We start from the raw sequence: 23,145 nt of genomic DNA on the forward strand, positions 1-23,145 counted from the left end.
GCACACGGTGCGGCGAGTAGTTGGGAGAGGGCATGAGTCAGAAGAACGTTTTCGTCGTGGGACTCGATGACGCCAATCGGCGCACGCTCCAAGATATCGGCGGGGCGGTGAACTACCGTTTCCACGGTCTGTTGGAGGCCGAGGACGTCCTCGAGGGCGATTTCCCGATGGCCGAGCTCCTGGACCGTGCGCGCGGCCAACTGGAGTCGTTCGACGGCAGCATCGACGCCATCGTCGGCTACTGGGACTTCCCCGTGAGCAGCATCGTGCCGATCCTGTGCCGCGAGTACGGATTGCCGGGCGCGCCGCTGGAGGCCGTCCTTGCGTGCGAGCACAAATACTGGAGTCGCCTGGAGCAGCAGAAGGTGATCCCGGACGCGATCCCCGGCTTCGGTCTGGTGAGCGACGAGGACCCGCGGCTGCCGGAGGGGCTGAGCTACCCGGTGTGGCTCAAGCCGGTCAAGTCGTTCTCGTCGGAACTGGCGTTCAAGGCCGACGACGGCGAGTCGTTCGCGGCCGCCGTCCGCGAGATCACCGCCGGGATCAGCCGGGTCGGCGAGCCGTTCGAGTACGTGATGGGCCAGGCCGAGCTGCCCCGGGAGATCGAGGAGATCGGCGGTACCGCGATCCTCGTGGAAGAGGCGCTGACCGGTCAGCAGGCGGCCACGGAGGGCTACGTCTACCAGGGCGAGGTCGTCCTCAACGGCGCGCTGGACTCGCTCAACTACCCGGGCACCTCCTCGTTCCAGCGTCACCAGTACCCCTCGCAGCTCCCGCAGTCGGTTGTCGATCGCATGCGTGAGGTCTCCGAGCGGGTGGTCCGGCAGGTCAGGCTCGACAACTGCACGTTCAGCATCGAGTTCTTCTGCGACCCGGACACCGGCGCCGTCCATCTCCTGGAGATTAACGCGCGGCACTCCCAGTCGCACGCCGAGCTGTTCGAGTACGTCGACGGTCTGCCGAACCACCACTGCATGGTGAGCATCGGTGTGGGCGAGGACCCCACGCTGCCGATGCGGCAGGGACCGTATGCGATCGCCGCGAAGTGGTACCACCGCGCGTATGAGGACGGGGTCGTCAAGCGGGCCCCGACCGCGGACGAGCTTGAGGAGCTCTATGCTCGCGAGCCCGGTGTCGTCGTGGACGTCCAGGCCCACGCGGGGACACGCCTGTCCGACATGGACGCGCAAGACAGCTACAGCTACGAACTGGCCTACGTCTATGTCGGCGCCGACAGCGAGGACGAGCTCGTCGAGAAATACCAGCGGGTTGTTGAGAGCTTGCCGTTCGAGATCTCAGGACGGCAGGAAGGAGTTGCCTGATGCGCGAAGTCACGTCGTTGCCCGAATCCGTCCACGAGGAGCGAGTGTGGATCCCGATGTCCGATGGCGTCCGCTTGGCGGGGCGCCTCTGGCGCCCGCACTCCTCGGATGACCGGCCCGTCCCGGGGGTCATGGAGTATTTGCCGTACCGCCAACGTGATCTGACGGCGTGGCGGGATTCCATCCACCATCCCTATCTCGCCGGGCACGGTTACGCCTGCCTGCGCGTGGACCTGCGCGGAACCGGGGATTCGGACGGGGTGTTGCTCGACGAGTACCTCGAGATCGAACAGCGCGACGGCGAGGAGGCGTTGGCCTGGCTCGCCGACCAGCCCTGGTGCAACGGCCGCCTGGGGATGATGGGCATCTCCTGGGGTGGCTTCAACGCCTTGCAGATCGCCGCCCGCAGGCCCGAAGGCTTGCAGGCCATCGCGATCTCCTCATTTACCGATGACCGCTACGGCGATGACATGCACTACATGGGTGGCGCGCTGCTGTCGGACAATCTCGCCGAGGCCGGAACGATGTTCGCGCACGCGACCTTGCCGCCGGATCCGGAGATGGTCGGGGACCGCTGGCTGGAGATGTGGACCGAGCGGTTGGAGTCCGCCGGCCCGTGGGCGGACAACTGGCTGTCCCACCAGCGTCGCGACGCCTATTGGCGGCACGCGTCGGTGCGGGAGGACTACAGCGATATCCGGGTGCCGGTTCTGGCCTCGAGCGGCTGGGCAGACGGCTACTCCAACACCGTGACTCGCCTGCTGGCCAATCTCGACGTGCCACGCCGCGGACTGATCGGGCCGTGGTCGCACAAGCTGCCCCACCTCGGGCAGCCGGGCCCGGCGATCGGCTACCTCCAACAACTCGTCTCCTGGTGGGATCACTGGCTCAAGGACATCGACAACGACGCCCTCGACGGGCCGATGCTGCAGATGTGGATGCAGGACAGCGTCCCCCCGTCGACGTCGTATGAGGAGCGGCCCGGCCGCTGGGTGGGGGAGGACCAGTGGCCTTCACCCAACGTGCAGGAGGAGACGTTCCCGTTGGCTCCGCACCGCATCGCCGACCCAGGAGAGGCCGTGCGCGAAGAGACGCTGACCGTGTCGTCGCCGTTGTCGGTCGGTCAGTACGCCGGGAAATGGGCGTCCTACAACGCCCCGCCGGACCTGCCGTATGACCAACGAGAAGAAGACGGCGGCTCACTGGTCTTCGACACCGACCCGCTGATCGAGCCGGTGGAAATCCTCGGCGCACCCAGCGTGGAGCTGGAAATCTCCGCCGACCAGCCCGTCGCCATGATCGCGGCACGACTGAGCGACGTGGCCCCGGACGGCCGGGCCACACGCGTGAGCTACGGACTGCTCAACCTGACGCACCGCGACGGACATGAGCATCCTGAGCCGCTTGTACCCGGCCGGCGCTACCGAGTCACCGTTCAGCTCAACGGTGTCGCGCAGCACTTCCCCGCGGGACACCGGATCAGGCTGTCGCTGTCGACCTCATACTGGCCGCTCGCCTGGCCACCCCCGAGGCCGGTGATGCTGTCAGTGTGCCTGCCGGGCAGCGCGCTGGTGCTGCCGACGCGGTCGCCCGAGACCGATGCGCGACTCCCCGCGCGTGACCTCGGAGAGGCCGAGGGGTGCGAGCCGATACCGATGACGCAGGTGACCCCGGGCGAGCACCACTGGATCGTGCGCCGCGATCTCGCCGACTACCGGTCGGCGCTGGAGATCGTCAAAGACAACGGACGGGTCCGCTTCGACGACATCGACCTAGAGATGGTCAAGCGGGTCACCGAGGAGTACGGGTGGGTCGCCGACGACTTCACCTCCGTCTACGGTCACACTCGGTGGTCCATCACCTTCGAACGCGGCGAGTGGCAGGCCACCACGGTCACCGAGACGCACCTGTCCTGCAGCGAGACCGCGCTCCACCTTCACGCACGGCTGGACGCCTACCACGGCGACGAACGGATCACCTCTCGCAACTGGACACACACCATTCCCCGCGACCATGTCTAGGGATACCTGCGCCGAGACTGATGGTTCTCCGAACGGACACGGACACCAGCCTTCAAGGCGACGGGGCGATTCTTGTCCGCGTACAGGGTGACGTACTGACTCGGGTACAGACTCCAGAGCCTCGCCGTTCAGGCGGGGCCCTGGGGTGGTTCCGGGATGGCTTCGTCCCGTCAGTTCGTTACCGAGCCCATCGTGAGTCAGGCGTGCCGCCGGCGTAGTCGTTCCAGTGTCGACTGCCTTGCCTGCTTTCACATGGCGCCCCACCCTCGGCTCTAGGCAGTGCGCGAGGGCAGCGGTGGCTCGCTAATGTGAGAAGTTCAGGTAGCGCTGGCGGGCGGGTTGTCGGCCGCGGTATGGCGGGCGCTCAGGGGTGCACGCGGCAGGTAAGACAGACTCACCATGGTCAAGCCGAGGCCGAGGTGTAGCCAGTTGTCAGCGTCATTGAGCGGGACGAAGTTCGCCGCCGAGTCGTGGCCGACGGCGAGCCCGTACACCCACAGCGCAAGGTAGAGGATGCCGCCCACCAGCAGGTAGAGACGGGCGAGTGCGGCCGTGCGGAAAAGGATCAGGCCAGCAACGCCGTAGAGCAGGTGGACGATGTTGTGCAGAATCGACACCTGGAACACTCCGAACAACATGGCCTCCGAATGGTGGCCGGCGAACTGCATGGTGTCGTAGCCCGTGGTGAGTCCGGGGATGAATCCGGCGATGCCCACGAGCAGGAAAACGATTCCGTAGACGAGGGCCGCGATCTGGACGGGGCTGCGAGTAGGCCTCAGACCCGAAGATCGAGCAGTGGTCATGACCAGCCCTCTCTTTCTTTGTCGACGCCGGGGCCGCACATAAGTGAGCTACATCACTATAACCCGAGCGCTGTGGAAAAGACGCGAAGATCGCTATCTGGCGCCGCGGACTGTTCAACACGTGTCGTCTCTTCTCGTCGGTCGGGCCGGGCTGGGAGGGTCACAGATCGAGGATCTGTACCCTCGCGGTATCGGCGACACTACTGGTCACGCGAGGAGCGAGACGCTCAGGCGGAGATCGATCGGACTCTTGTTCACAGAGTTATCCACAGCATGGGTAGCCCGCTACCCTTTCGCTCGCGCGGAAGGAGTCGTAAATTGTGAGGTTTCGCGTAGCTGAGGATGACGCTGGCGGGCACCAAGAGGGGAGCAGTAGATGTGAAGCGATTTGACTGCTTGGACGAGCTGGAGATGTTGGTGGCTGATGGTGTGCGGCTCTTCGTGCGGTATTCACACGGTTGGGAGCGTGATCGAGAGTCTGGCAGCATCGATACGGAAAGCGGGCTGGAACTTCCTGGCCTCTCCGTCAATCCGCTGAACCCTGAACCCTGGTGGACACGGCCGCTGAGTGATTGGCTGGCGCGCCAGCTTTGCCAATACAAACATTTGATGGAAAAGGATCCCAGTCGCTTCCCGTGGGTGTTGCGCGGAACATGCGTTGGCCGCGGTCCCGACTGTGAGCCCTTATTGGTCGATGTTGAACCGGTCGCCGTTCTGTCACCTGCCCTCATCTCTGAAGCCACCCTGATCTATCACAGCAACTTTGCTGCTGGCGTCGGCCCAGCTGACCGATGATGAGGCGACGGGGCCGTCATTTCGCTAGGTGCGAGATGTAGGAACAGCTGCCCGCTGACCATGGAGATGACCCGCTTCGGACACTTCCACTGCACGGTCGGCGAACCGCTCGTGATAGCGCGAGTGCTGCGCCGGCGCGGTTGCGATACGCCATGTCCAATCCGGCCCCGACTTCCGGCGGTTAGGAGATCTTGAACCGAAGGCTGTCGACCATCTCCTGGTGCTTGCTGACCAGCTTCTCTTCGCTGTTGGCACCGACGAAGGCGTAGGCCAGTTCGTAGCTGTAGCTAGCTGTCCTGGGCGATCACCTCGGACCAGCCGCGTGCCCACGTCGGCCTGAGGACGTCGACGACCACGCCCGGCTCGCGTGGGTAGAACTCCTCGAGTTCGGCGATGGTGGAGTGCACGCTCGACCACCCGTACCCACAGGCGATACCACTTTGCAACGACTAAAAAGGGCCTTGAGCACTGGGCCGGATCGTCGCTGCGCCGTTGTCACCATGTGATGGTGTGGCCGGCCAGGCCGTCGTGGGTAACCGAACTAGACGGAACCATCCTGTGGGCTTGTCTGGTCGATCCCGCCGCCGAGTGCCACGAGGAACTCGTGGCACTTTTTGGCTCGTGCGGAATCTTCTGCCATCACCTGTTCGAAGAATTCCGCGATGTCGTCCTTGCCCGCGTTGCGCGCATCGCGCACATACTGACCGTAGTCATGTCCGGCCTTGAGCGAGTGGTACTGCACCGAGACCAAATCGAACGTGACGTCGTCGAACCCTGTCTCCCCTGTTGCCATGGCCAATCCTCCTTCGTTGACGCTGTCGGTGTCGGCCACCATATGGCGCAAGCCCTGCCGATGCATCCGCTCAACGACAAGAGGTCAGCATCTGTCCGGAATGACTGCGGCGGACAGCCAGGCTCCGGATCGCTCACTGCTGGGCGGGGAGCGGTGGACAGACGTGCGAATTTGCCGATGCTTGAGTTATCCCGTTCGCGGGCTTGTAGAGCGAGCAGAGAGCTCGGCAGTGAGCTCTTCATTTCGCTTTGAAAGGAGAGTCATGAGGCATTCACTGAATGTCATCGTCCACGCCGGTACGGAGCCTGGGCCGTTGAGGCTGGAGCTCGAGGGGTGTCTGACCGAGACCAGTTGCGAGGGCCTGATCAACGTTCTCACACTCGGGGAAGCGCTCCAGGGTTGTAATCGTATGTGGATCGACCTGTTCAGTGCCGACCACCTCGACCCGGCGGCCATCAGGAAACTGAAGCACTACGCACGCCAGCGTGAGGCAGAGACTAGCGGTCCGCAGATCAGTGTCTACGCGCCTTCGGTGCCCCGGCATTGCTGCTCACCGCTCTTCGCCGATTCAGTCTCCGGTTCGTCGCGTCCACTGAGCGGAGCGGCCGAGAAGCGCTGCGCGTAAATTGCCGTCGATGACCAGTGCAGGCGCCCCCGCCAGGCGCCGCGTCGTGGCGTCTCGCTTGTAGGAGTCGGCAGTCTGGAGGGCAATCGCGCGCCGGCAGATTAGGCCGGAGTGCGTCCATAAAGGGTCGTACTCGGCTAGGAGAATGTTGCTCCCTGTGAGCTATTCGTTGTAACCGGCAACCGGCTCGTGTAGCGACTCGAACGCCCGCCGGTGCAGCCCCCGCTTGATGTCCCCGAGGGCGTCTGACCGCGTGTGGGCAACCGAGCGAGCCCACCGTACAGCGGTGGAGAGCACCTCGGACTCTTCTGCGACCTCGTCGACCAGGCCGAGCCGGTGGGCCTCGGACCCGCCGTAGCGCTGGCCCGTCATCAGGGCGTCGCGCCCGGCGCGGGCCGGCAGGCGCGCCGCGGTCAGTTCTAACACTCCGGGGGCATAGGCGGCCCCCAGGGTGACACCCGGAAAGCAGAGGTAGCCGCGGTCGCTGCGCATCACCGAGTGGTCGTGTGCGATGGCCAGAAATGCCCCGGCGCCGAAAGTGTGCCCCTGGAGCGCGGCGACGGTCGGCATCGGGAACACCAGAAGCCGGGCGATCAGCAGCTGGATCTGGGTGAGCAGCCAGTCGGCCCGCCCCGGATTGTTCAGGCGCCAATCCAGGTCCGCCCCGGTCGAGTAGAACCTCCCGTGGCCTGTCGTCACCAGCGCGTGTGGGCCCGGTCGGGTCTGGACCTCGTCCAGCAGTGTGTGGACGCTGTCGAGCCAGTCCGGATTGAACCGGTTCTCTGGATCGGACGAGTCCGCCTCGCCCAGGTAGAGGATCGAGACATCACCGTCGTCGTCGAGATGGGCATGAAGAGTACTCCGAATCACTGCGGCGCAGACGGGAAGCGCCATGTCGAATCGCGTGCAGCGACAGTGCCCCGGAGAATCTGAATCCGCGCGGCGACTCGGAGAGTCTGCCCAACGTCATCGCCTGGCAGTGGCCGGTTCCGCTGCTTGCAGTGGAATGGAGCGACGGCCGACTACTTCGCCGTTCCGAATTGGCTGAGCGGCTTCCTGCCGGGTATTCGCATTGGAGATACCGGTTAGCTTGGACATTTCTGCGGTGCCTTGGCGCGGTCGAAGGCATATTGGGCCCAGCCGCGGCCGCGGGTCAACCCGTTCGGTGACGTCCGGCCATCTTGTGCCGGTCGGCTTCGGTCAGCCCGCCCCACACTCCGTACAGTTCCTCGGATTCGATTGCGAACCGTCGGCAGGTTTTGAGCACGGGGCAGGTGTCGCAGATGGACTGGGCTTCTTCTTCTTTGCGCCGTCGCTGGCCCTTGGGTTCGTCCTCTGCGCTGTAGAACAGGTCGTCGTGACCGATGCACGCTGCCTGGTCACGCCAGGACCAGAATTCCGAAGTTGGCTCGAGGTTTCGATATCTCGGCACACGCGCTCCTGTCCCGTGTCTGGAGTGCCCCAACGTGAGCCCTGATGTCCAGTTCAGGGCTAACACTAGCCAGCCCCTACCGCAGCCGTGGACCAGTTCGTTGTCCGCCGACTGAAGGGAGCGCCTCATTGACCGAGACACTCGTCGAGAACGTCAAACGGTGCCGCAGCCCGGCTGTAGAATTGCAATGTTCGTACGAACGTATATTCGCGGAGCGCGGCATCTCCCCGTTCGTGATTCGTACGTGAACTGTGTCGGAGAGCCCCGTGCCCGCAAACTCAACCCGCGAGGTGGTTATGGCGAAGAAGGCCAACGTGCACACTGTCCGCCACGGCGACGGCTGGGCCAATCGAAGTGAAGGCGCATCCCGCGTGTCGAAGAAGTACGACACCCAGGCCGCCGCAGCAGAGGCCGGACGTCAGACGGCTCGGGAACGGGGAGTCGAGCATCTCATCCACGGGCGCAGCGGACAGATCCGTGAACGCAACTCCTACGGTAACGACCCTCATCCACCACAAGGCTGAATTGCTAGACCCGAGAGCAGTAGCTGGTGTGCACCTCGATGCGGTCCGGCATCTGGTGCCTGCGGGCTTTCGTGGGGTCCAGCTCGACAACGGAGAACCCCGTGTACTTTGCATAAGTCCTGATACAGGCGGGTGAGGTGTTCAGGCGCTCGTGTTGTAGGCAGTACGGGCGGCTTTGACGATGTCGCGAGTGGCGCCGGTGGTGTGGTCGAGGTTCAGCGGCGGCGCCCATCGCGCGATGACGACGGGTTCGACGGAAGCTGGGTCCGGATGCTCGTACCAAGACAAGCGGAGATGGGTGTGCATCCAGTCTGTGAGTCGGTCCTCGTCCTCGGGAACTAACACGACGCGGTCAGTGCGCTCGGTGCGGTAGCTGTGCTGGGTGAGTAGGAGGCCAGCGAGGGTGCGGCGCAGGGTTGAGCTCCCGCTGCGTCGCAGGTGGTTGCTGATGATCCGGCGCCGCAGGTTCGAGGCGATACCGAGGTAGAGCAAGCGAAGACCCTCATTGTTCGGATGAGCGGGACCAGGGAGGTTCGGGATGATGTCCGGGGCGGCCCACCACGCGTACAGCCCTGGCGCCGCCGGCAGCGTGGTCAGGCCGCCGAGTGGGTGGGTGGTGAAGCTCAGGCCGGCGATCGTGGCTGCCGGGCCGGGGGAGTGTGGGGCAGTCATCCGCTATGTCCTTTCTCTCGAGTGATGCGGTACGCCGCGGATTGCCAAATCAGCCGTGGTGGCGTTAAACGCCCGGGGGGCTTCACCTGCGCTGCCGCTGGCTCGATCTTGAACCCCCGGGACGCCATCATCGTCTCGGGAAAGGCGCGCGACACCGGGCGCTTCGCAGAACTGGCCTGACGCCTGGCTACCCAATCGCAGGCGATCCGAGCCCTGCATCGGCCACCGCCAAGAGGTCGTGTCTTGCGGGTTAACATCGAGGCGGTCGTTAGTTTTCCAGCGGCACCGCCTCGGGTACGCGGCCTGGGGCCTGCATCGACAGGGGGCCAGGCTTGGCGCAGCGGCAATGGACGGTGAACGGTGTGGGGACCCACTCCGAGGTGTATTCCGAGGAGCTGCAGTCCTGGGTTAGGGCCAGCAGGCACGTCGCTAGGCCCTCCGGTCTAGTGGAGGTCACCGGCCTCACCGACAATGGTGAGAGGGTCACACTCCGGATGCGCGAAGGCGAGATCTGGCTGGTCCGCTGAAACCGGTCTGCATAGTCTGCTCGCGATCGTCGGCCGGGCAAGTGGTCTTGGACCTGTACTTGTCATAATATAAGTTGTCGGCGTGGGCCCTGTCGAGCGGCCAGGAACGCTGCTTCGACCCAGTGGCGCGGGCTGACTTCACTCGTCGAATGGTGGCGGGTCCATAAGCCGTAGCAAGAGGCCGGCCGCGACGTACCGCATGCGTCCAACCGGGGTTCTGGGGTCGTATTTGAGCTCTCGGGTGAGCGCCTCGTGCCGTGCCTGGACGGTGGAATGGTGCATGCCGAGCTCAGTCGCAGCGGAGCGGATGCTATCTGCCTGGACGAGGGTGAGTAGGACGGCCGCTGCGCGGTCGTCGAGTCGCCGGAGCGCAAGGATATCGTCGTGCGGTTCCTCGGGGTCGAACGACTGGGCGAGCCGTAGCATCAGGCCCAGGTCAGTCGCATCGACGCGCGGGTGGTCCGGTCCGGTGAGGCGGTGGGCGATGACGGCGCTTTCCCACGATTCGGGTGCATGGTCGGCGCGCACCCAGATACCTAGTCCTGCCCGACCGTCAGGCACGGCGCCCTTGCGGTCGATTGAGGCGCGCAGCATCCCGTAGCGGGTGGGAACGACTGTCGAGGCGGCCCCTGGCGCCTGCCGGGCCATGCTCGTTCCGATAATCCGAATTCGCGTGCTCGGGTCGAGATGCAGTCTCGCGAGGGCGGTCGACCGCTCCTCGAGCGCGCGTCCTGCATCGAGAACGATGTCGAGCGAATTCTCGGGAACTCTGCGGCTGTCGAGAATGTCGACCGCCAAGCCGAGCCGCTCGACGACCATGGCGTCGTTGGCGTGGAGTCGGCCAGCTCGTTCGAGCCAGACGCTGGCGGTCGGGGTGACGCGCTGGGGGGAACGGACGGACGTGGCGCTAGCGTCCAGGCGTGCGCCGCTGGAGTCCCAGCGGGTGATCTTTCCGCTCCTTTCCGCGCCAGCCACCGCTCCGGATAACGCGGCGGCGCCCCTTAGCAGACCGTCGAGCCCGACACCGGCCGTCACCAAGGCGTCGAAGTACGTTACGACCTTGAGGGTCTCGCTGGCCTCTTGATCGAGGGCAATGAGACGTCCGACGAGTTCTTGCATGGTGGGCTCCGTTGCATGGGACCTTCAGTCCAGGGTACGTCGCACCGCGGAGCGCCGGTCTAGGGATTGAGCAGGCGGGCGACCCATGCGCGCCGCGCGGTCGACATCGCCTTGCTCATGTCGCTGTCCGGCGCGCCGAGATCGAAGCCGTGCCAGCCGCCTGGCCACACGTGCAGCTCGGCTTGAACGCCGGCTGCCCATAGTGCGGAGGCATAGGCGACGTCCTCGTCACGGAAAACCTCGGCGGACCCGCAGTCGATGAAGGCCGGAGGTAGTCCGGATAGGTCTGTGGCACGGGCAGGAGCGGCGTAGATCGACACGTCGTCGGTGCCGCGGCGGTCACCGAGCAGGCAGCTCCAGCCGAGTAGGTTGCTCTCGCGGTCCCATAGTCCCGCGCCGTCGTACTGGTAGGACGAGACCGTTTGGTTGCGGTCGTCGAGCATTGGGTAGGCGAGCATCTGGCCGATCAGGGTCGGGCCCTTCCGGTCACGGGCGATCAGTGCGGTGCCGGCTGCCAGTCCGCCGCCGGCGCTCGCCCCGGCGATGAACAGTCGCTTGGGATGGAACCCGATCTCGTCGGCGTTCTCGGCGGCCCACACCAGGCCGGCGTAGCAGTCTTCGACCGGGTAGGGGTCAGGAAACTCCGGGGCGAGACGGTATTCCACGGTGACGAGTACCGCGTCGTTGTCGAGCACCCAGGGCAGCACCGCTTGCAGGCCAGCGAAGCGATCGCCGCTGATCATCCCGCCGCCGTGGGTGTGGTAGATCCCCGGGCCTCCTGGCGAATGGTCTTTGCGAGTGATCACGCTGACCAGGATCTCGTCGCCCTGGTACCCGGGGATCGACACGTCGCGGACGATCAGGCCCATCCGCTCGTAGTCGTCCTCGGTGAGATGGAACGCCGGGTTTTGCCGCACCAACGGGATCAGCTCGCGGGTCATTGTCAGCGGCGCGACGGCGGCAATCTCGCCGAGGACGGCCTCGAGCTGCGGGTCGAACGGCGGGCGGGGGAGGGCTGCGCTGGTCATGGGGGACTCCTGTCCGAGGTTGGTCGTCTGGGGAAGGGGATCAAGCTCCGAGTGCTCGGGCAAAGAACTCGTGGCGTGCTGCGTGGGCCGCACGGGAGATGGGGGCGTCCGGGGCGTTGAGGTCGAAGCCGTGGTAGCCGCCGCCCCACAGGTGCAGGTCGACGACGACGCCAGCCTGCGAGAGGCGCATCGCCATCTCCAGCACTGGGTCGCGGAAGGGCTCGGCGCTGCCGACGTCGAGGTAGGTCCGGGGGAGGCCGGAGAGGTCCGCGACCCGGGCCGGGACGGTGTACGGCGGGATGTCCGCGGCCTCGCGATCGGGACCGAGGACCGCGTCCCACATGAAGGCCATGTCGTTACGGTCGCTTGGGCCTCCATCGACCATGCGCGTGCTCGGCAGGTCGAAGCGATCGTCGGTCATCGGGGCAATCAGCACCTGATGCGTGATCGTGGGGAAGCCGCGATCTCGCGCCATCAGTGAGATGCCGAGGGCCAGGCCGCCGCCGGCGCTGATTCCCGTGACGATGATGCGCTGGGGGTCGACCCCGAGTTCGGTGGCGTTCTTAGCCGCCCAAACCAACCCGGCGTAGGCGTCCTCGACCTGCGCAGGTGCGCGGTGCTCGGGAGCGAATCGGTAGCTGACCGAGATCACCACGGCGGTCCCCTGGGCGACATAGGGGACCAACTGGTCGAGGTAGAGGTAGCGGTCGCCCATGACCAGGCCGCCGCCGTGCAGGTTGTAGACGAGCGGCAGACCCGTGGAGCCGTCTGCTGGCGACAGGATCGTCACCGCAAGGTCGGGCGCGCCTTCCGGACCGGGGATCTCGCGCTCCGTGACCGTAACTCTGCCATTGGCAGTCAGGTCGGGCCGAGGTAGCTGCTCGCCCCATTGGCGAAGGTCGCCGAGGGTCGCAGCGGTCAGCGGCGGTACTACCGCGGCCATCCCTTCAAAAACCGGTGCGAGGTCCGGGTCGACGGGCGGGCACGGGGGCGTGTCGTTGAACGTGATCATGGGTGTTCCTCCTAGATGCAGGACAGGGTGACGTTGGGCATGAACTGGTTAAGGACCGCGTCGTGTTGTGGGGTCTGTTTCACGGAGAACCCATCCCTGCTGGCAATAACGGTTTAGGCGGTGGGCACGTACTGGATTCGCTTGAGCGATCAGTCGCTGAAGACGCGCGCGACCCAGGCGTTGCGCGCGGTTGTCATGGCGCGGGCGATCGCAGTGTGTGGGGCGAGGATGTCGAACCCGTGGAACCCGCCGGGCCATATGTGCAGCTCCGCTTGAACCCCGGAGTGCCATAGCGCGGTCGCGTAGGCGACGTCCTCGTCACGGAAGACCTCGGCCGACCCGCAGTCGATGTAGGCTGGCGGGAGCGCGGAGAAGTCCGTGGCGCGTGCTGGGGCTGCGTAGGGCGAGACGGCATCGGTGCCGCGCCGCTTGCCCAGCAGAGCGTTCCAGCCAGTCAGGTTGCTTTCGCGAGTCCACAGGCCGACGCCGTCGTACTGTTGCGTCGACACCGTTGCATCGCGGTCGTCGAGCATGGGGTAGATCAGCAGCTGCCCGATCAGGCGTGGACCGTCGCGATCGCGGGCCAGCAGCGCTGTGCCGGCCGCCAGTCCGCCGCCGGCGCTCGCCCCGGTGATTAGCAATCGGTCAGGGTCGATGCCCAGGCCGACTGCGTTCTCGGCGGTCCAGACGAGGCCGGCATAGCAGTCTTCGATCGGGTAAGGGTCGGGGAACTCCGGCGCAAGGCGGTATTCGGGAGCGACGACGACGGCGTTGTGCTCCACGATCCAGGGCAGAAAGTGGCTGACCCCGGTGGTGGCATCGCCCATGACCATGCCCCCGCCGTGGAGCTGGTAGATACCCGGCCCGGTGCCAGCACGGTCAGCCCGGGCGTAGAGGGTGGCCTTGAGTGGTGCGCCTTCGTGGCCGGGGATGGTGATGTCGCGTCGTGCGACGCCGGCCGCTTGGAGCATGTCGTTTACAGCTTCCGCCTGATTGCCAGCGGCACGAAGCACAGGGATCATCTCGGGCGTGATCGTCTTGATTTGGTCGTTGACTAGGGCGAGCACGGCCTCGAGCTCGGGGTCGAACGGTGGTCTGCGCATGTTCAGGCCGTGACCGGGTTGGTGCCCGCGAGTAGCAACTGGGCCGTCGTGTCGGGGCCATGGCGGCCGTCGAACTTGTCGTAGGCCTCGTCGATGTCCGCGCTGTCCTTGCGGTAGAGCTCGCCCCACTCGCGGTGGGTGACGATCACGAACTGGCGGTTCTGCAGCGCCTCTACGACCTGCTCTCCGACAGAGTCGGGGTCAGCTCCTTTCGCGAGTAGAGCGTGATTGGCCTCGATAACCTCGCGTTTCGCCTCCCGCCCGAGAAGGCGCGCTTCGGCTTCGCCCGCGGTGTAATTGATGCGGGTGGCGACGGAGCCGGGAATCAGTAGCGAGACGTCAACAGGGCTATCCGCGAGTTCGTGGCGGAGGACCTTAGTGAAGCCCACGGTGGCGAACTTCGACGCGGTGTAAGCGCCGACGTGGGGCATTGCGATGAGGCCGGAAATCGACGCAGTGTTAAGAATGTGGGCGCGTGTGCCGCGCGACCTGAAACGAGGCAGGAAGGTCGAGACAGCGAGGTACTGCGCGTCGAGATTGACCCCGAGCACCCAGCGCCAAACCTTGTATGGCGTGTCCTCGATCGTGCCGCCTCCGTTGACACCGGCGATGTTGCACAGAATCGAGATCGGTCCGATAGCCGCCTCGGCTTCATCGGCAGCGGCCTCCCATGCCTCGGCGTCGCTTACGTCGAGCTGCACGGCGATCACGGTGCCACCCGACTCGGTCAACTCCCTCGCGACCTGATCGAGTCGGTCGGCGTCGACGTCGGCGATGGCAACCTTCGCACCGGCACTAACCAGCGCCCTGGCGATCCCGAGGCCGATCCCGGACGCCCCACCGGTGATAAACGCTGCTTCTGACCTGAGTTGGACCTCTTGATGGGGTTTCGGGGCCACCGGTGTTCATCGTTGCTGGTCAGCGGAATTCAGGTCGGAGGTTCGGGGCACTAGCCGGGCTGTAGTTTGGGGGTGTGAGCCCGTTCGTGCGGAAGGTGAAGACGTCGTCGGGAGCGACGGCTGTGCAGATCGTGGAGAAGGTCCGCGGTCAGCGCAGGATCTTGGAGCACATCGGATCCGCGCACACCGAGGGCGAGCTGGCGGCGTTGATCGCGGTGGCCAGGGGCAAAATCCACGCCGGTCAACAGTCCCTGGACCTGGGCTTGGGACCGGAGGCGCAAGTTCGTTCCGGCGGGGATGCGGTAGTGCGCCGACACTCCAGCGAACTGCTGTGGCAGACGTTGACCAGCACCTTCGACGCACTCGGGTTCGATGCCGTTGCCGACGAGACGTTCAAGACGCTGGTGTGCGTCCGGCTGGTCGAGCCGACCAGCAAGCTCGATACACCTCGCGTCCTGGACGACATCGGCGTTGATGCTCCGCATCTGTCGAGCATCAAGAGGGCACTGGCTCGTTGCGTCGAACGCGATTACCGTACTGTGCTGGCAACCGCGTGCTGGGAGCATGTCACCGCCGCCGGCGGCCCGGGCGTCGCCCTGGTGCTGTACGACCTGACCACGCTGTACTTCGAGGCCGAGAAGGAAGACGGCCTGCGCAAGGTCGGCATGAGCAAGGAACGCCGCGTCGACCCGCAGATCACCGTCGGTCTGCTGGTGGCCCGGGACGGGTTTCCGCTGGATATTCACGTCTTCGAGGGCAACAAGGCCGAGACGAAGACGTTGATCCCGGTCATCACGGCCTTTCAGCAGCGCCATGACATAGCCGACATGGTTGTCGTCGCCGATGCGGGCATGCTGTCGGCGGCGAACCTCAACGCCCTAGAGGATGCCGGTCTGTCGTTCATCGTCGCCTCCCGCACCTCGAAGGCCCCGAAAGAGCTCGAGGACCACTTCGGCCGCCGTGGCAACGCCATCGATGACGGCGAGGTCGTGGAGCTGACCCGCCCGATGGGCCAAGGTCGGGATCGGCGCGACCGCAGGGCGGTGTGGCACTACAAGTGGCAACGCGCTCAGCGGGATCGCCGCACGCTCAACGCGCAGATCGACCGCGCCCAAAGGGTCGCTGACCGGGCGGAACCGCTGAAGAAGCAGCGATTCGTGAAGGTCACCGGCCAAACCGTCGCCCTGGACGAGGCGCTCATCGAACGAGCCCGACAGTCCGCTGGCTACAAGGGCTACGTCACCAACATCGACCCGAAGACCATGGATGGCCACGCCGTCGTAGCCGCCTATCACGACTTGTGGAAGGTCGAGCAGTCGTTCCGAATGGCCAAATCGGATCTGAAAGCACGGCCGATCTTTCACCGCACCCGCGACTCGATAGAAGCACACCTGACCATCGTCTTCGCGGCCCTCGCGATCGCCCGCCACCTGCAGAACCGCACCGGCATGTCGATCAAGAAAATCGTGCGGATCCTGCGTCGGATCCACACCGTCATCATCGACGTCGACGGCCACGAACTCACCGCCCGAACTCCGCTGGACGACGAGGCCCAAGCCATCACCAGCGCCATTTCAGCGGGGCACTAAGGAGGTCCAACTCAGGTCTGATGCTGGCCAGACCATGGTGACACTCCCTAAACATCCGCCGTGGCGACTACCGCGGCGCTGTGTTCAAGTGTCGCGAAGGGGTGTGAGGTAGAACACCGCCGTGTACGGCGGATTTCCCGCTCGCAACCCGCCGTTCGCGCAGGGAGATCCGCTGACGGCTGACAACTCGCGACGAATTTGTTCGAGAACGAGTGCCGGGCACGAGTGCGCAAGCGGTTCGGGGAAGGGTCGAGACCGCGGCACCTACAACTCGCCCGGAACTTCTCTATATACGGGAGCGCCTGTAAAGTTCCATCGACTTTACATAACGACAATTAATGGCCCTTCCGGATCCGGAGTGCATAGCTGGGGTTCGCCGGTGATGCGGTGAGGCACAAGATGTAGGGGTCCTGGGGCGTGTGAAGATGCAGGTTCTCACGCCTCGCATCGAACACCCCAGGACCCGCTTTGAACGCTACCGCCAGCCTGCTTGCCGACACCATCTGCCGCACCGTCGAGCTCGGGGTGACGATCACCGACGCCGCTGTGGCCGGCGAGTTCACGCACCTGTTCTGCTCCCCGGTGATGCTCGACCCGATCTGCGGCGAGTGCGGGATGGCGGGGCGGCTGCGAGACCACGTCCAGCGGAAGGTCACGGATTGAATCGCCCCGGGTTTGATGGCTCTTCCGGTTTTAGAGTGCGTTGATCCGGTCCTGGAGCTGGCCGGAGTGGATCAGTGACCGCAAGATGTAGTGCTTGAGGTTCCGGAAGCCCAGGGCTATTCCGCGGAGGTGTTCGAGGCGTCCGTTGATGGCCTCGACGGGGCCGTTGGAGGCGCCCACGTCGAAGTAGGCGAGGATCTCGCGGCGCCGCCTCCACAGCGACCGGCCGAGCTGCGCGAGCTCGGGCAACTCCTTGGGCACCCCGGCCCGGACCGAGCGCAGGAGCTTGTACATCGCAATCTTGCCCTCCCGCTTGCCTGAGGCTTCGTAGGCGGCGATGAGCCGCTGGTAGACGCCGTAGGTGACCTCCACTGCGGCGTGCGCATCATGGGCGGTGAACGCTTTGACCAGGCGGACCTTCTGCTTGTCGGTCAGCAGCTCAGCCCGGGTGTTCATCGTCCGGCGGGTGGCGTACAGCGGATCGCCCGTGCGTCCCCGGTGCCCGGTGGTGTCCTGCTGGATGCGCTGGCGGCACACGGTGAGCTTGTCGGCGGCAAGATGCACGACGTGGAACGGATCCATCACCGTCCGCGCTTCAGGGACGGCCTTGGCTGCGGCGGTGTGGTAGCCGGCGAACCCGTCCATCGTCACCACCTTGACTCGGTCCCGGAATGTCTGGTCACGGGCGTCGAGCCACTCGGTGAGGACCCTCGCCGAACGGCCCGGGACCATGTCCAGCAGACGAGAGGGGCCGGTGCCGTCCCCGACCGGGGTGAGGTCGACCAGCACGGTGACGAACGAACTGCTGCCGTCGCCGCGCACGTGCTTCCATTTGTGCTCATCGACCCCGAGAATGCGGACGCCGTCGAAGTGTCCGGGCTGGTCGTAGACCATGGCGCGGGTCTCGGAGACCGCGAGGTCGTTGACCAAATCCCACCCCAGCCCGAGGGCCTTGGCCACGGCGGACACGCTGGTGCGGTCGATCGCCAGGCGCTGCAGGATCCAGCGGCTGCAGCGGCGGGTGGTCTTGGCCCGCGGCTCAGCCAACGCCGGCATCCGCTGCTGGAAAATTCTGGTGCTGCAGTCAGTGTTGTCGCAGGTGAAGCGCGGTACCCGCACGTGCAGTCTGGTGGGATGCCCGACGATCGGAAGATCCGTGACCTTCCGCTGGACGTGGTCTCGCAGCCGCCCCGCCATCCCGCACTCGCCGCAGATCGGGTCGAGCATCACCGGGGAGCAGAACAGGTGCGTGAACTCGCCGGCCACAGCGGCGTCGGTGATCGTCACCCCGAGCTCGACGGTGCGGCAGATGGTGTCGGCAAGCAGGCTGGCGGTAGCGTTCAAAGCGGGTCCTGGGGTGTTCGATGCGAGGCGTGAGAACCTGCATCTTCACACGCCCCAGGACCCCTACATCTTGTGCCTCACCGCATCACCGGCGAACCCCAGCTATGCACTCCGGATCCGGAAGGGCCGGTTTGATGGAGACATCGAATACCCGGGAAGGGATCATCAGAACCATGGGAGCACCTCGCAAGTACCCAGACGAGCTTCGTGAACGAGCCACACGAATGGCGTTGGAAGCCTTGGCTGACCCCGATCGCTCACACGGTGCGATCGTGCGGGTCGCCGAGCAGCTCGGCGTGCACCGCGAAGCGCTACGGACCTGGGTGCGCAAAGCCCAGGCCGAGGGCCAAGACGCCTCGTCGGTGTCCGCCGATCGCGACGCCCGCCTGGCCCAGCTGGAGAAGGAGAACCGCGAGCTGCGGCGGGCAAACACGATCTTGAAGCAGGCGTCGGCTTTCTTCGCTTCAGTACCAAAATGATGGTGCCCGGTGGTGCTGGCTCATTTCTTTGCTGCCGTAGGTGGCTTGTCCGCGATGTGCCGCTCCACCGGGTGTGCATCGCTGATCAAGGCCGTGGCCTGATAGGAGCTTGCTCGCTCATCCTGCCCGACTGAGGCGTGCCCGACCTCGGTCGGCGATGCCGCACTGCACGGTACGCAGCAGGAGGAGGTCCGCGGTGACTGTCATCGGAATTGATGCCCACAAGAACTGGCACACGCTCGTCGCTGTCGACAAGGTCGGCAGGAGGATCGATGTCCTCACGGCCGAGGCTCGGGCGGCTGGGCATCAGAAGACCATGACCTGGCTCGAGCAGTTCGAGGAGGTGATCATCGCGGTCGAGGACTGCCGGCACCTGACCCGGCGCCTGGAAGCCGACCTGCTCGACGCCGGGCACAAGGTCGTGCGAGTCCACTCCCGGCTGATGGCGGGTATGCGCCGATCGGGTCGCGAACCCGGCAAGTCCGACCCGATCGACGCGGAGGCCGTGGCGCGTGTTGCTCTGCGGGAACGTGACCTGCCCACGGCCGAGTTGCCGGGGCCGGCGCGGGAGATCAAGCTGCTGTCCGATCACCGTCGCAGCCTGGTCTCCCGCCGTACCGCACTGCAGTCCAAGGTCCGCTGGTTCCTGCACGAGATCGACCCTGACCTGGAGATTCCCTCCCGGGCGCTGCGTCGCTACCATCTTCTCGATGAGCTGATCGCCCACCTGGACGACCACACCGGGGTGGTGCCGGAGATCGCGCGCGACATCTTGGAAGACATCCGGTCACTCACTCGACGAATCAACGAGATCGAGAGCCGATTGAGCAAGCTGGTGCGCGCCGATCATCCGTTCCTGCTTGAGGTCCCGGGGCTTGGGGTCCTGGGGGCGGCCATGATCATCGGCGAGACTGCCGGGGTCAGGCGGTTCAAGTCCAAAGACGCTTTCGCCCGGTTCAACGGCACCGCCCCGATCCCCGTGTGGTCTGGCAACAAGGTCCGCGTCCGGCTGTCTCGGGGCGGTAATAGGCGCATCAACACCGCGCTGCACATGGCCGCGGTGACCCAGCTGCGGCTCGGCGGCGAAGGCACCGCCTACTACGACAAGCTCATCGCGGCCGGCAAGACCCGCACCGAGGCCTTGCGACTGCTCCGCCGCCGAATATCCGACCGGGTGTTCGCCGCGATGCGCGCCGACGCAAAACGCGCCCCGCTTGACGCCATGTCACCGCCTCCGCCTGCGGCGCCACGCACTACGATCCCTGCTCTGCAGGCGGCCGCGTTACAGCAGGCTTGACATAGGAGCATCGCGGAGCTGGACCGTCCACAGCGCTGAAGGTCGAGTTCATCGACCGCCACAAGGACGAACACGGTGTCCAGCCGATCTGCGACGCACTGGCCGAGACCAGCGCCGCGATCGCGCCGTCGTCCTACTACGCCGCCAAGACCCGGCCGCCGTCAGCGCGGTCGGTTCGCGACGCCGAACTGACGGCCGCGATCACCACGATGTATGAGGAGAACTACCACGTGTACGGCGCCCGGAAGATGTGGAAGGAGATGGTCCGCGCTGGCCACCAGGTCGCCCGCTGCACCGTCGAACGCCTCATGCGCGCTGAAGGTCTCAAGGGGGTCCAACGGGCCAAGTCCCCGCGGACCACCCGCCCGAAGGCTGAGACCGAGCGGCCCGCTGACCTGGTGGAACGCAAGTTCGTCGCCGAGCGCCCGAACCAACTGTGGGTTGCCGACATCACCTACGTCCGCACGTACGCCGGGTGGGTGTGCGCGGCGTTCATCATCGACGTCTACTCACGGATGGTCGTCGGCTGGCAGCTGTCCAAGAACCTCTACACCGACTTAGCGCTGGACGCGCTGAACATGGCGATCTGGCAGCGCACCCACGCCGGCGACGACCTGAGCGGCCTGATCCATCATTCGGACCGCGGCGTTCAATACCGGGCGCTGCGCTACACCGAACGCCTCGAAGAACAGGACCTGGTGGCCTCCGTCGGCTCACGCCGCGACTCCTACGACAACGCGCTCGCGGAGGCGTTCAACTCCCTGTTCAAGGCCGAGCTCATCCGCAACCGCCACAAGGGGCCATGGCGAGACATCGACGACCTCGAAATCGCCGTCGCCGAATACATCGACTGGTTCAACCACCGCCGGATCCACGGCGAGATCGGCTACGTCCCACCCGCCGAATACGAAGCCCAACACGCCGCGGTCGAACCGTCACCCGAAACCGTCGACGACCTCGTCGACGCCAGATAACCACCCTCTACAAAACCCGGGGCTTGACACCTGATGCTGACGACCGCCAATGGTTGGCATGGTGAACGAAGAGCCGCTTGCTGAGGCGCAGATCCCAAAGTTTGCAGCGACTCCGCAGAAACTGGCGCTTGGGGCCGCTGCTGAGTTACTAATTGCGAGTCGTATCGCACTGCTCGGATATCAGGTCTACCGGCCGCTTGCCGATGACAGGGGCGTTGATCTCCTCGTCGACGTTGGGCATGGCCACCACGTCGCGGTCCAGGTGAAGGCTGTCCGGCACACCACCAGTAGCTATGTGTTTATGCGCAAGTGGACGTTCGGGTTGGAGCCGTGGACGGTTCTGGCTCTTGTCGTCTACGGCAACTCACTCGATGATCAGCCGCAGGTGTACTTCGTCCCCGCCACCGAGTGGAGGTCTCCTCGTCCACCGCTAACCAACTATGACTACCCTGGGGGCAAGAGTGCACCCGAGTACGGACTCAACGTTCGTAAAGCCTGGCGGGGTGAGCTTGCGGAGTGGTCTGCAGACTCCGATCACATTCATCGGCTGATGCAGCACGCTCACCCCGAGCTCGCCTGACCAGTACGGGCCGGGGGTTGTAGACGATCTGGGGACCACAGAATCCAACATTATCGGCGGTGGGGGAGTGCGCGATTCAATCCGTTGGCGGGCTCGCGCGGCCTCGGCGCAACTTCTCTCGCTACACGACGCGACTGGCCGCGCCATCCGACACAAGTGAGCGCCAGGACGTAGAGCAGAACCGGGACGGGCCCCAAGCCAGCACGAGTTCCTCAGGTTCCGGGCGATCAAGCCGGGCCGGTTCGAAGCATTGGAGGGGCCGCCGGCGGGAGCGTTTGGCTTACCACTCCCGCCGGCTGCCCAGTCGATAGCGACGTCAGTCGAGCCGACGGCGACGCGCTCCAGTCCGCGCGGTCCGGGTCAAGCGAACCCGACCCACGGCGCAGCCGATAGACAGAGATGCACTGAAGATCGCAGTCGACTTCTACCGCACCTGGCACTTGCCCCCGTCGATGGGAATCAGCTGGCCGGTGACGAAGTGCGCGTCGGGGCTGGCGAAGAAGATCATGACGGGCAGCAGATCCTTCTCAAGATCGCCGAGCTTGCCGCCCATCGGAATCTCCATACTCATTCTCGCATCGTGTGTGGCCAGTTCGTCCGGCGAGCGCCGCCCCCGAAACTCTTCGTACATCGGCGTGCGAATCGCCGGGAGCACCGAGTTGGCCGTGATCCCGTACTGGCCCCACTCGTGAGCGACGGTGCGTGTCCACGCCATGACGGCGGCCTTCGACGCCGAGTAGTGAGCCCCTTCCCGATACGGCTTCAAGCCCGAGTCGGAACCGAAGTTGAGAATTCTCCCGCCGCCACTATCGCGTAGCAGAGGGAAGGCAGCCTGGTTCGTCAGCATGGTCGAGCGCAGATTGGCTTCGAGCACCTCGTCCCAGGCCTCGTCGGTGATCGACTCGGCCGGGCATCTGCGTTCCACGCCGGCCGCGTGCACCAGGACGTCGAGGCCGCCGAGTCTGTTGGCCACCTCTTCGAAGGCGGACTCGACCTCGGAGCGGCTAGTCAAGTCGCACGTGATGGCGCTCAAGCTGCCGGATCCGTCGACGTCGGCGTGTGCGATGACTTCCTCGGCTCCCGCCCCGTCGCGGTCGAGCCCAACCGTCTTTGCTCCGGCGCGGGCAAAACCGGTCATGAGCGTGGCTCCGATTCCTCGGGCGGCTCCGGTGACGACAATTCGCTGGTCTTTCAACTGCATGGCGGCCTTTCTAGTGCGTTGGCGGTCTTGGCGATGCGAGACCGGAAATGGTGCCCGAAGTCAAACCCTCTCGTAACTTCAGGCGTTGAATAGTTACAGTACGTCGCCAGCAGGGAAGAAGTGAGCCCCTTCGTTGGCGCCGGAGCACTTCATGCCCGACCACATCGACACGCGAGGGGCCGCCTGCTTTGCATTCGAAGCGCGGCACCGCGTGTGCGACTACCCGGGCACCCCCGCCTTCGGCGCAACTCCCGTCTCAAGGCCTCAAGCCTCAAGGGGCTCACAGCGGTTCGGCCGCCGGAGGCCTGGCGGTGCGCCAGGTTGTCTCCGAAACGGCGCCCCC

21 protein-coding genes and 1 pseudogene are annotated in these 23,145 nt (G+C 65.3%); 10 read left to right on the forward strand and 12 right to left on the reverse strand.

Annotated features, from left to right (window positions below):
- The first annotated feature begins 32 nt into the window (after positions 1-32).
- Both A6035_RS00925 and A6035_RS00930 read left to right on the forward strand, forming a co-directional pair.
- Positions 33-1,322, forward strand: a complete 1,290-nt coding sequence (locus A6035_RS00925) for an ATP-grasp domain-containing protein (protein ID WP_108846239.1) — start codon at positions 33-35, stop codon at positions 1,320-1,322.
- Positions 1,322-3,343 carry a CocE/NonD family hydrolase gene (locus tag A6035_RS00930; protein WP_108846240.1) on the forward strand — a complete coding sequence of 674 codons (2,022 nt, stop codon included), beginning with the start codon at positions 1,322-1,324 and terminating at the stop codon, positions 3,341-3,343. The genes A6035_RS00925 and A6035_RS00930 overlap by 1 nt, the downstream gene beginning before the upstream one ends.
- A gap of 317 nt (positions 3,344-3,660) precedes the next feature.
- Here A6035_RS00930 and A6035_RS00935 read toward each other — a convergent pair whose 3' ends face one another.
- Positions 3,661-4,146, reverse strand: coding sequence for a DUF4383 domain-containing protein (locus A6035_RS00935; protein ID WP_108846241.1), 486 nt, complete (start codon positions 4,144-4,146; stop codon positions 3,661-3,663).
- Positions 4,147-4,488: 342 nt separating this feature from the next.
- On the opposite strand from A6035_RS00935, the gene A6035_RS00940 reads away from it, so the two are divergent.
- On the forward strand, positions 4,489-4,941 hold the full coding sequence (locus tag A6035_RS00940; protein WP_200836287.1) for a DUF6098 family protein: 453 nt from the start codon (positions 4,489-4,491) through the stop codon (positions 4,939-4,941).
- Positions 4,942-5,482: 541 nt separating this feature from the next.
- Here A6035_RS00940 and A6035_RS00945 read toward each other — a convergent pair.
- The 3 genes from A6035_RS00945 to A6035_RS00960 form a co-directional block, all read right to left on the reverse strand.
- Complete coding sequence (locus tag A6035_RS00945; protein WP_108848997.1) at positions 5,483-5,734, reverse strand: acyl carrier protein; 252 nt, start codon at positions 5,732-5,734, stop codon at positions 5,483-5,485.
- Positions 5,735-6,521: 787 nt separating this feature from the next.
- Complete coding sequence (locus A6035_RS00955) at positions 6,522-7,253, reverse strand: enoyl-CoA hydratase/isomerase family protein (RefSeq protein ID WP_108846243.1); 732 nt, start codon at positions 7,251-7,253, stop codon at positions 6,522-6,524.
- A gap of 259 nt (positions 7,254-7,512) precedes the next feature.
- Complete coding sequence (locus A6035_RS00960; RefSeq protein WP_108846244.1) at positions 7,513-7,791, reverse strand: WhiB family transcriptional regulator; 279 nt, start codon at positions 7,789-7,791, stop codon at positions 7,513-7,515.
- Between the two features lie 296 nt (positions 7,792-8,087).
- On the opposite strand from A6035_RS00960, the gene A6035_RS00965 reads away from it, so the two are divergent.
- Positions 8,088-8,315, forward strand: a complete 228-nt coding sequence (locus A6035_RS00965; RefSeq protein ID WP_108846245.1) for a DUF2188 domain-containing protein — start codon at positions 8,088-8,090, stop codon at positions 8,313-8,315.
- 141 nt (positions 8,316-8,456) lie between these two features.
- Here the strand turns inward: A6035_RS00965 and A6035_RS00970 are convergent, their stop codons facing one another.
- The 6 genes from A6035_RS00970 to A6035_RS00995 form a co-directional block, all read right to left on the reverse strand.
- Entirely contained in the window at positions 8,457-8,987 is a 531-nt protein-coding gene (locus A6035_RS00970; protein WP_108846246.1) for a GIY-YIG nuclease family protein, read from the reverse strand.
- A gap of 665 nt (positions 8,988-9,652) precedes the next feature.
- The gene (locus A6035_RS00975; RefSeq protein ID WP_108846247.1) at positions 9,653-10,633 is read right to left on the reverse strand and encodes a hypothetical protein; all 981 of its coding nucleotides are present in this window, start codon (positions 10,631-10,633) and stop codon (positions 9,653-9,655) included.
- Between the two features lie 59 nt (positions 10,634-10,692).
- Positions 10,693-11,661: an alpha/beta hydrolase gene (locus tag A6035_RS00980; protein ID WP_108846248.1), complete on the reverse strand. Its 969-nt coding sequence runs from the start codon at positions 11,659-11,661 to the stop codon at positions 10,693-10,695.
- Between the two features lie 40 nt (positions 11,662-11,701).
- On the reverse strand, positions 11,702-12,673 hold the full coding sequence (locus A6035_RS00985; RefSeq protein WP_108846249.1) for an alpha/beta hydrolase: 972 nt from the start codon (positions 12,671-12,673) through the stop codon (positions 11,702-11,704).
- 149 nt (positions 12,674-12,822) lie between these two features.
- Positions 12,823-13,776: an alpha/beta hydrolase gene (locus tag A6035_RS00990; RefSeq protein WP_108846250.1), complete on the reverse strand. Its 954-nt coding sequence runs from the start codon at positions 13,774-13,776 to the stop codon at positions 12,823-12,825.
- Between the two features lie 2 nt (positions 13,777-13,778).
- On the reverse strand, positions 13,779-14,675 hold the full coding sequence (locus A6035_RS00995; protein ID WP_108846251.1) for an SDR family NAD(P)-dependent oxidoreductase: 897 nt from the start codon (positions 14,673-14,675) through the stop codon (positions 13,779-13,781).
- A 74-nt stretch (positions 14,676-14,749) separates the two neighbouring features.
- On the opposite strand from A6035_RS00995, the gene A6035_RS01000 reads away from it, so the two are divergent.
- Both A6035_RS01000 and A6035_RS01005 read left to right on the forward strand, forming a co-directional pair.
- The gene (locus A6035_RS01000) at positions 14,750-16,264 is read left to right on the forward strand and encodes an IS1634 family transposase (protein WP_244192484.1); all 1,515 of its coding nucleotides are present in this window, start codon (positions 14,750-14,752) and stop codon (positions 16,262-16,264) included.
- Between the two features lie 468 nt (positions 16,265-16,732).
- Positions 16,733-16,924 (forward strand): annotated as a pseudogene (locus tag A6035_RS01005) (ISL3 family transposase); the annotation flags it as partial.
- Positions 16,925-16,957: 33 nt separating this feature from the next.
- On the opposite strand, the gene A6035_RS01010 reads toward A6035_RS01005, so the two are convergent.
- The gene (locus tag A6035_RS01010; RefSeq protein WP_108846253.1) at positions 16,958-18,271 is read right to left on the reverse strand and encodes an ISL3 family transposase; all 1,314 of its coding nucleotides are present in this window, start codon (positions 18,269-18,271) and stop codon (positions 16,958-16,960) included.
- A 173-nt stretch (positions 18,272-18,444) separates the two neighbouring features.
- On the opposite strand from A6035_RS01010, the gene A6035_RS01015 reads away from it, so the two are divergent.
- The 4 genes from A6035_RS01015 (at position 18,445) to A6035_RS01030 (ending at position 21,601) form a co-directional block, all read left to right on the forward strand.
- Positions 18,445-18,750: a transposase gene (locus tag A6035_RS01015; protein WP_165928558.1), complete on the forward strand. Its 306-nt coding sequence runs from the start codon at positions 18,445-18,447 to the stop codon at positions 18,748-18,750.
- 196 nt (positions 18,751-18,946) lie between these two features.
- Positions 18,947-20,047 (forward strand): IS110 family RNA-guided transposase, encoded by a 1,101-nt coding sequence (locus tag A6035_RS01020; protein ID WP_235026836.1) that lies wholly within the window; start codon positions 18,947-18,949, stop codon positions 20,045-20,047.
- Between the two features lie 35 nt (positions 20,048-20,082).
- Positions 20,083-21,021: an IS3 family transposase gene (locus tag A6035_RS01025; RefSeq protein WP_108846255.1), complete on the forward strand. Its 939-nt coding sequence runs from the start codon at positions 20,083-20,085 to the stop codon at positions 21,019-21,021.
- A 58-nt stretch (positions 21,022-21,079) separates the two neighbouring features.
- Positions 21,080-21,601 carry a DUF4365 domain-containing protein gene (locus A6035_RS01030; protein WP_159149681.1) on the forward strand — a complete coding sequence of 174 codons (522 nt, stop codon included), beginning with the start codon at positions 21,080-21,082 and terminating at the stop codon, positions 21,599-21,601.
- Between the two features lie 424 nt (positions 21,602-22,025).
- Here A6035_RS01030 and A6035_RS01035 read toward each other — a convergent pair whose 3' ends face one another.
- Positions 22,026-22,802, reverse strand: a complete 777-nt coding sequence (locus tag A6035_RS01035) for an SDR family NAD(P)-dependent oxidoreductase (RefSeq protein ID WP_108846257.1) — start codon at positions 22,800-22,802, stop codon at positions 22,026-22,028.
- Between the last annotated feature and the right edge of the window lie 343 nt (positions 22,803-23,145).

The organism is Dietzia lutea, assembly GCF_003096075.1.
In the GTDB taxonomy this organism is placed as follows: domain Bacteria; phylum Actinomycetota; class Actinomycetes; order Mycobacteriales; family Mycobacteriaceae; genus Dietzia; species Dietzia lutea.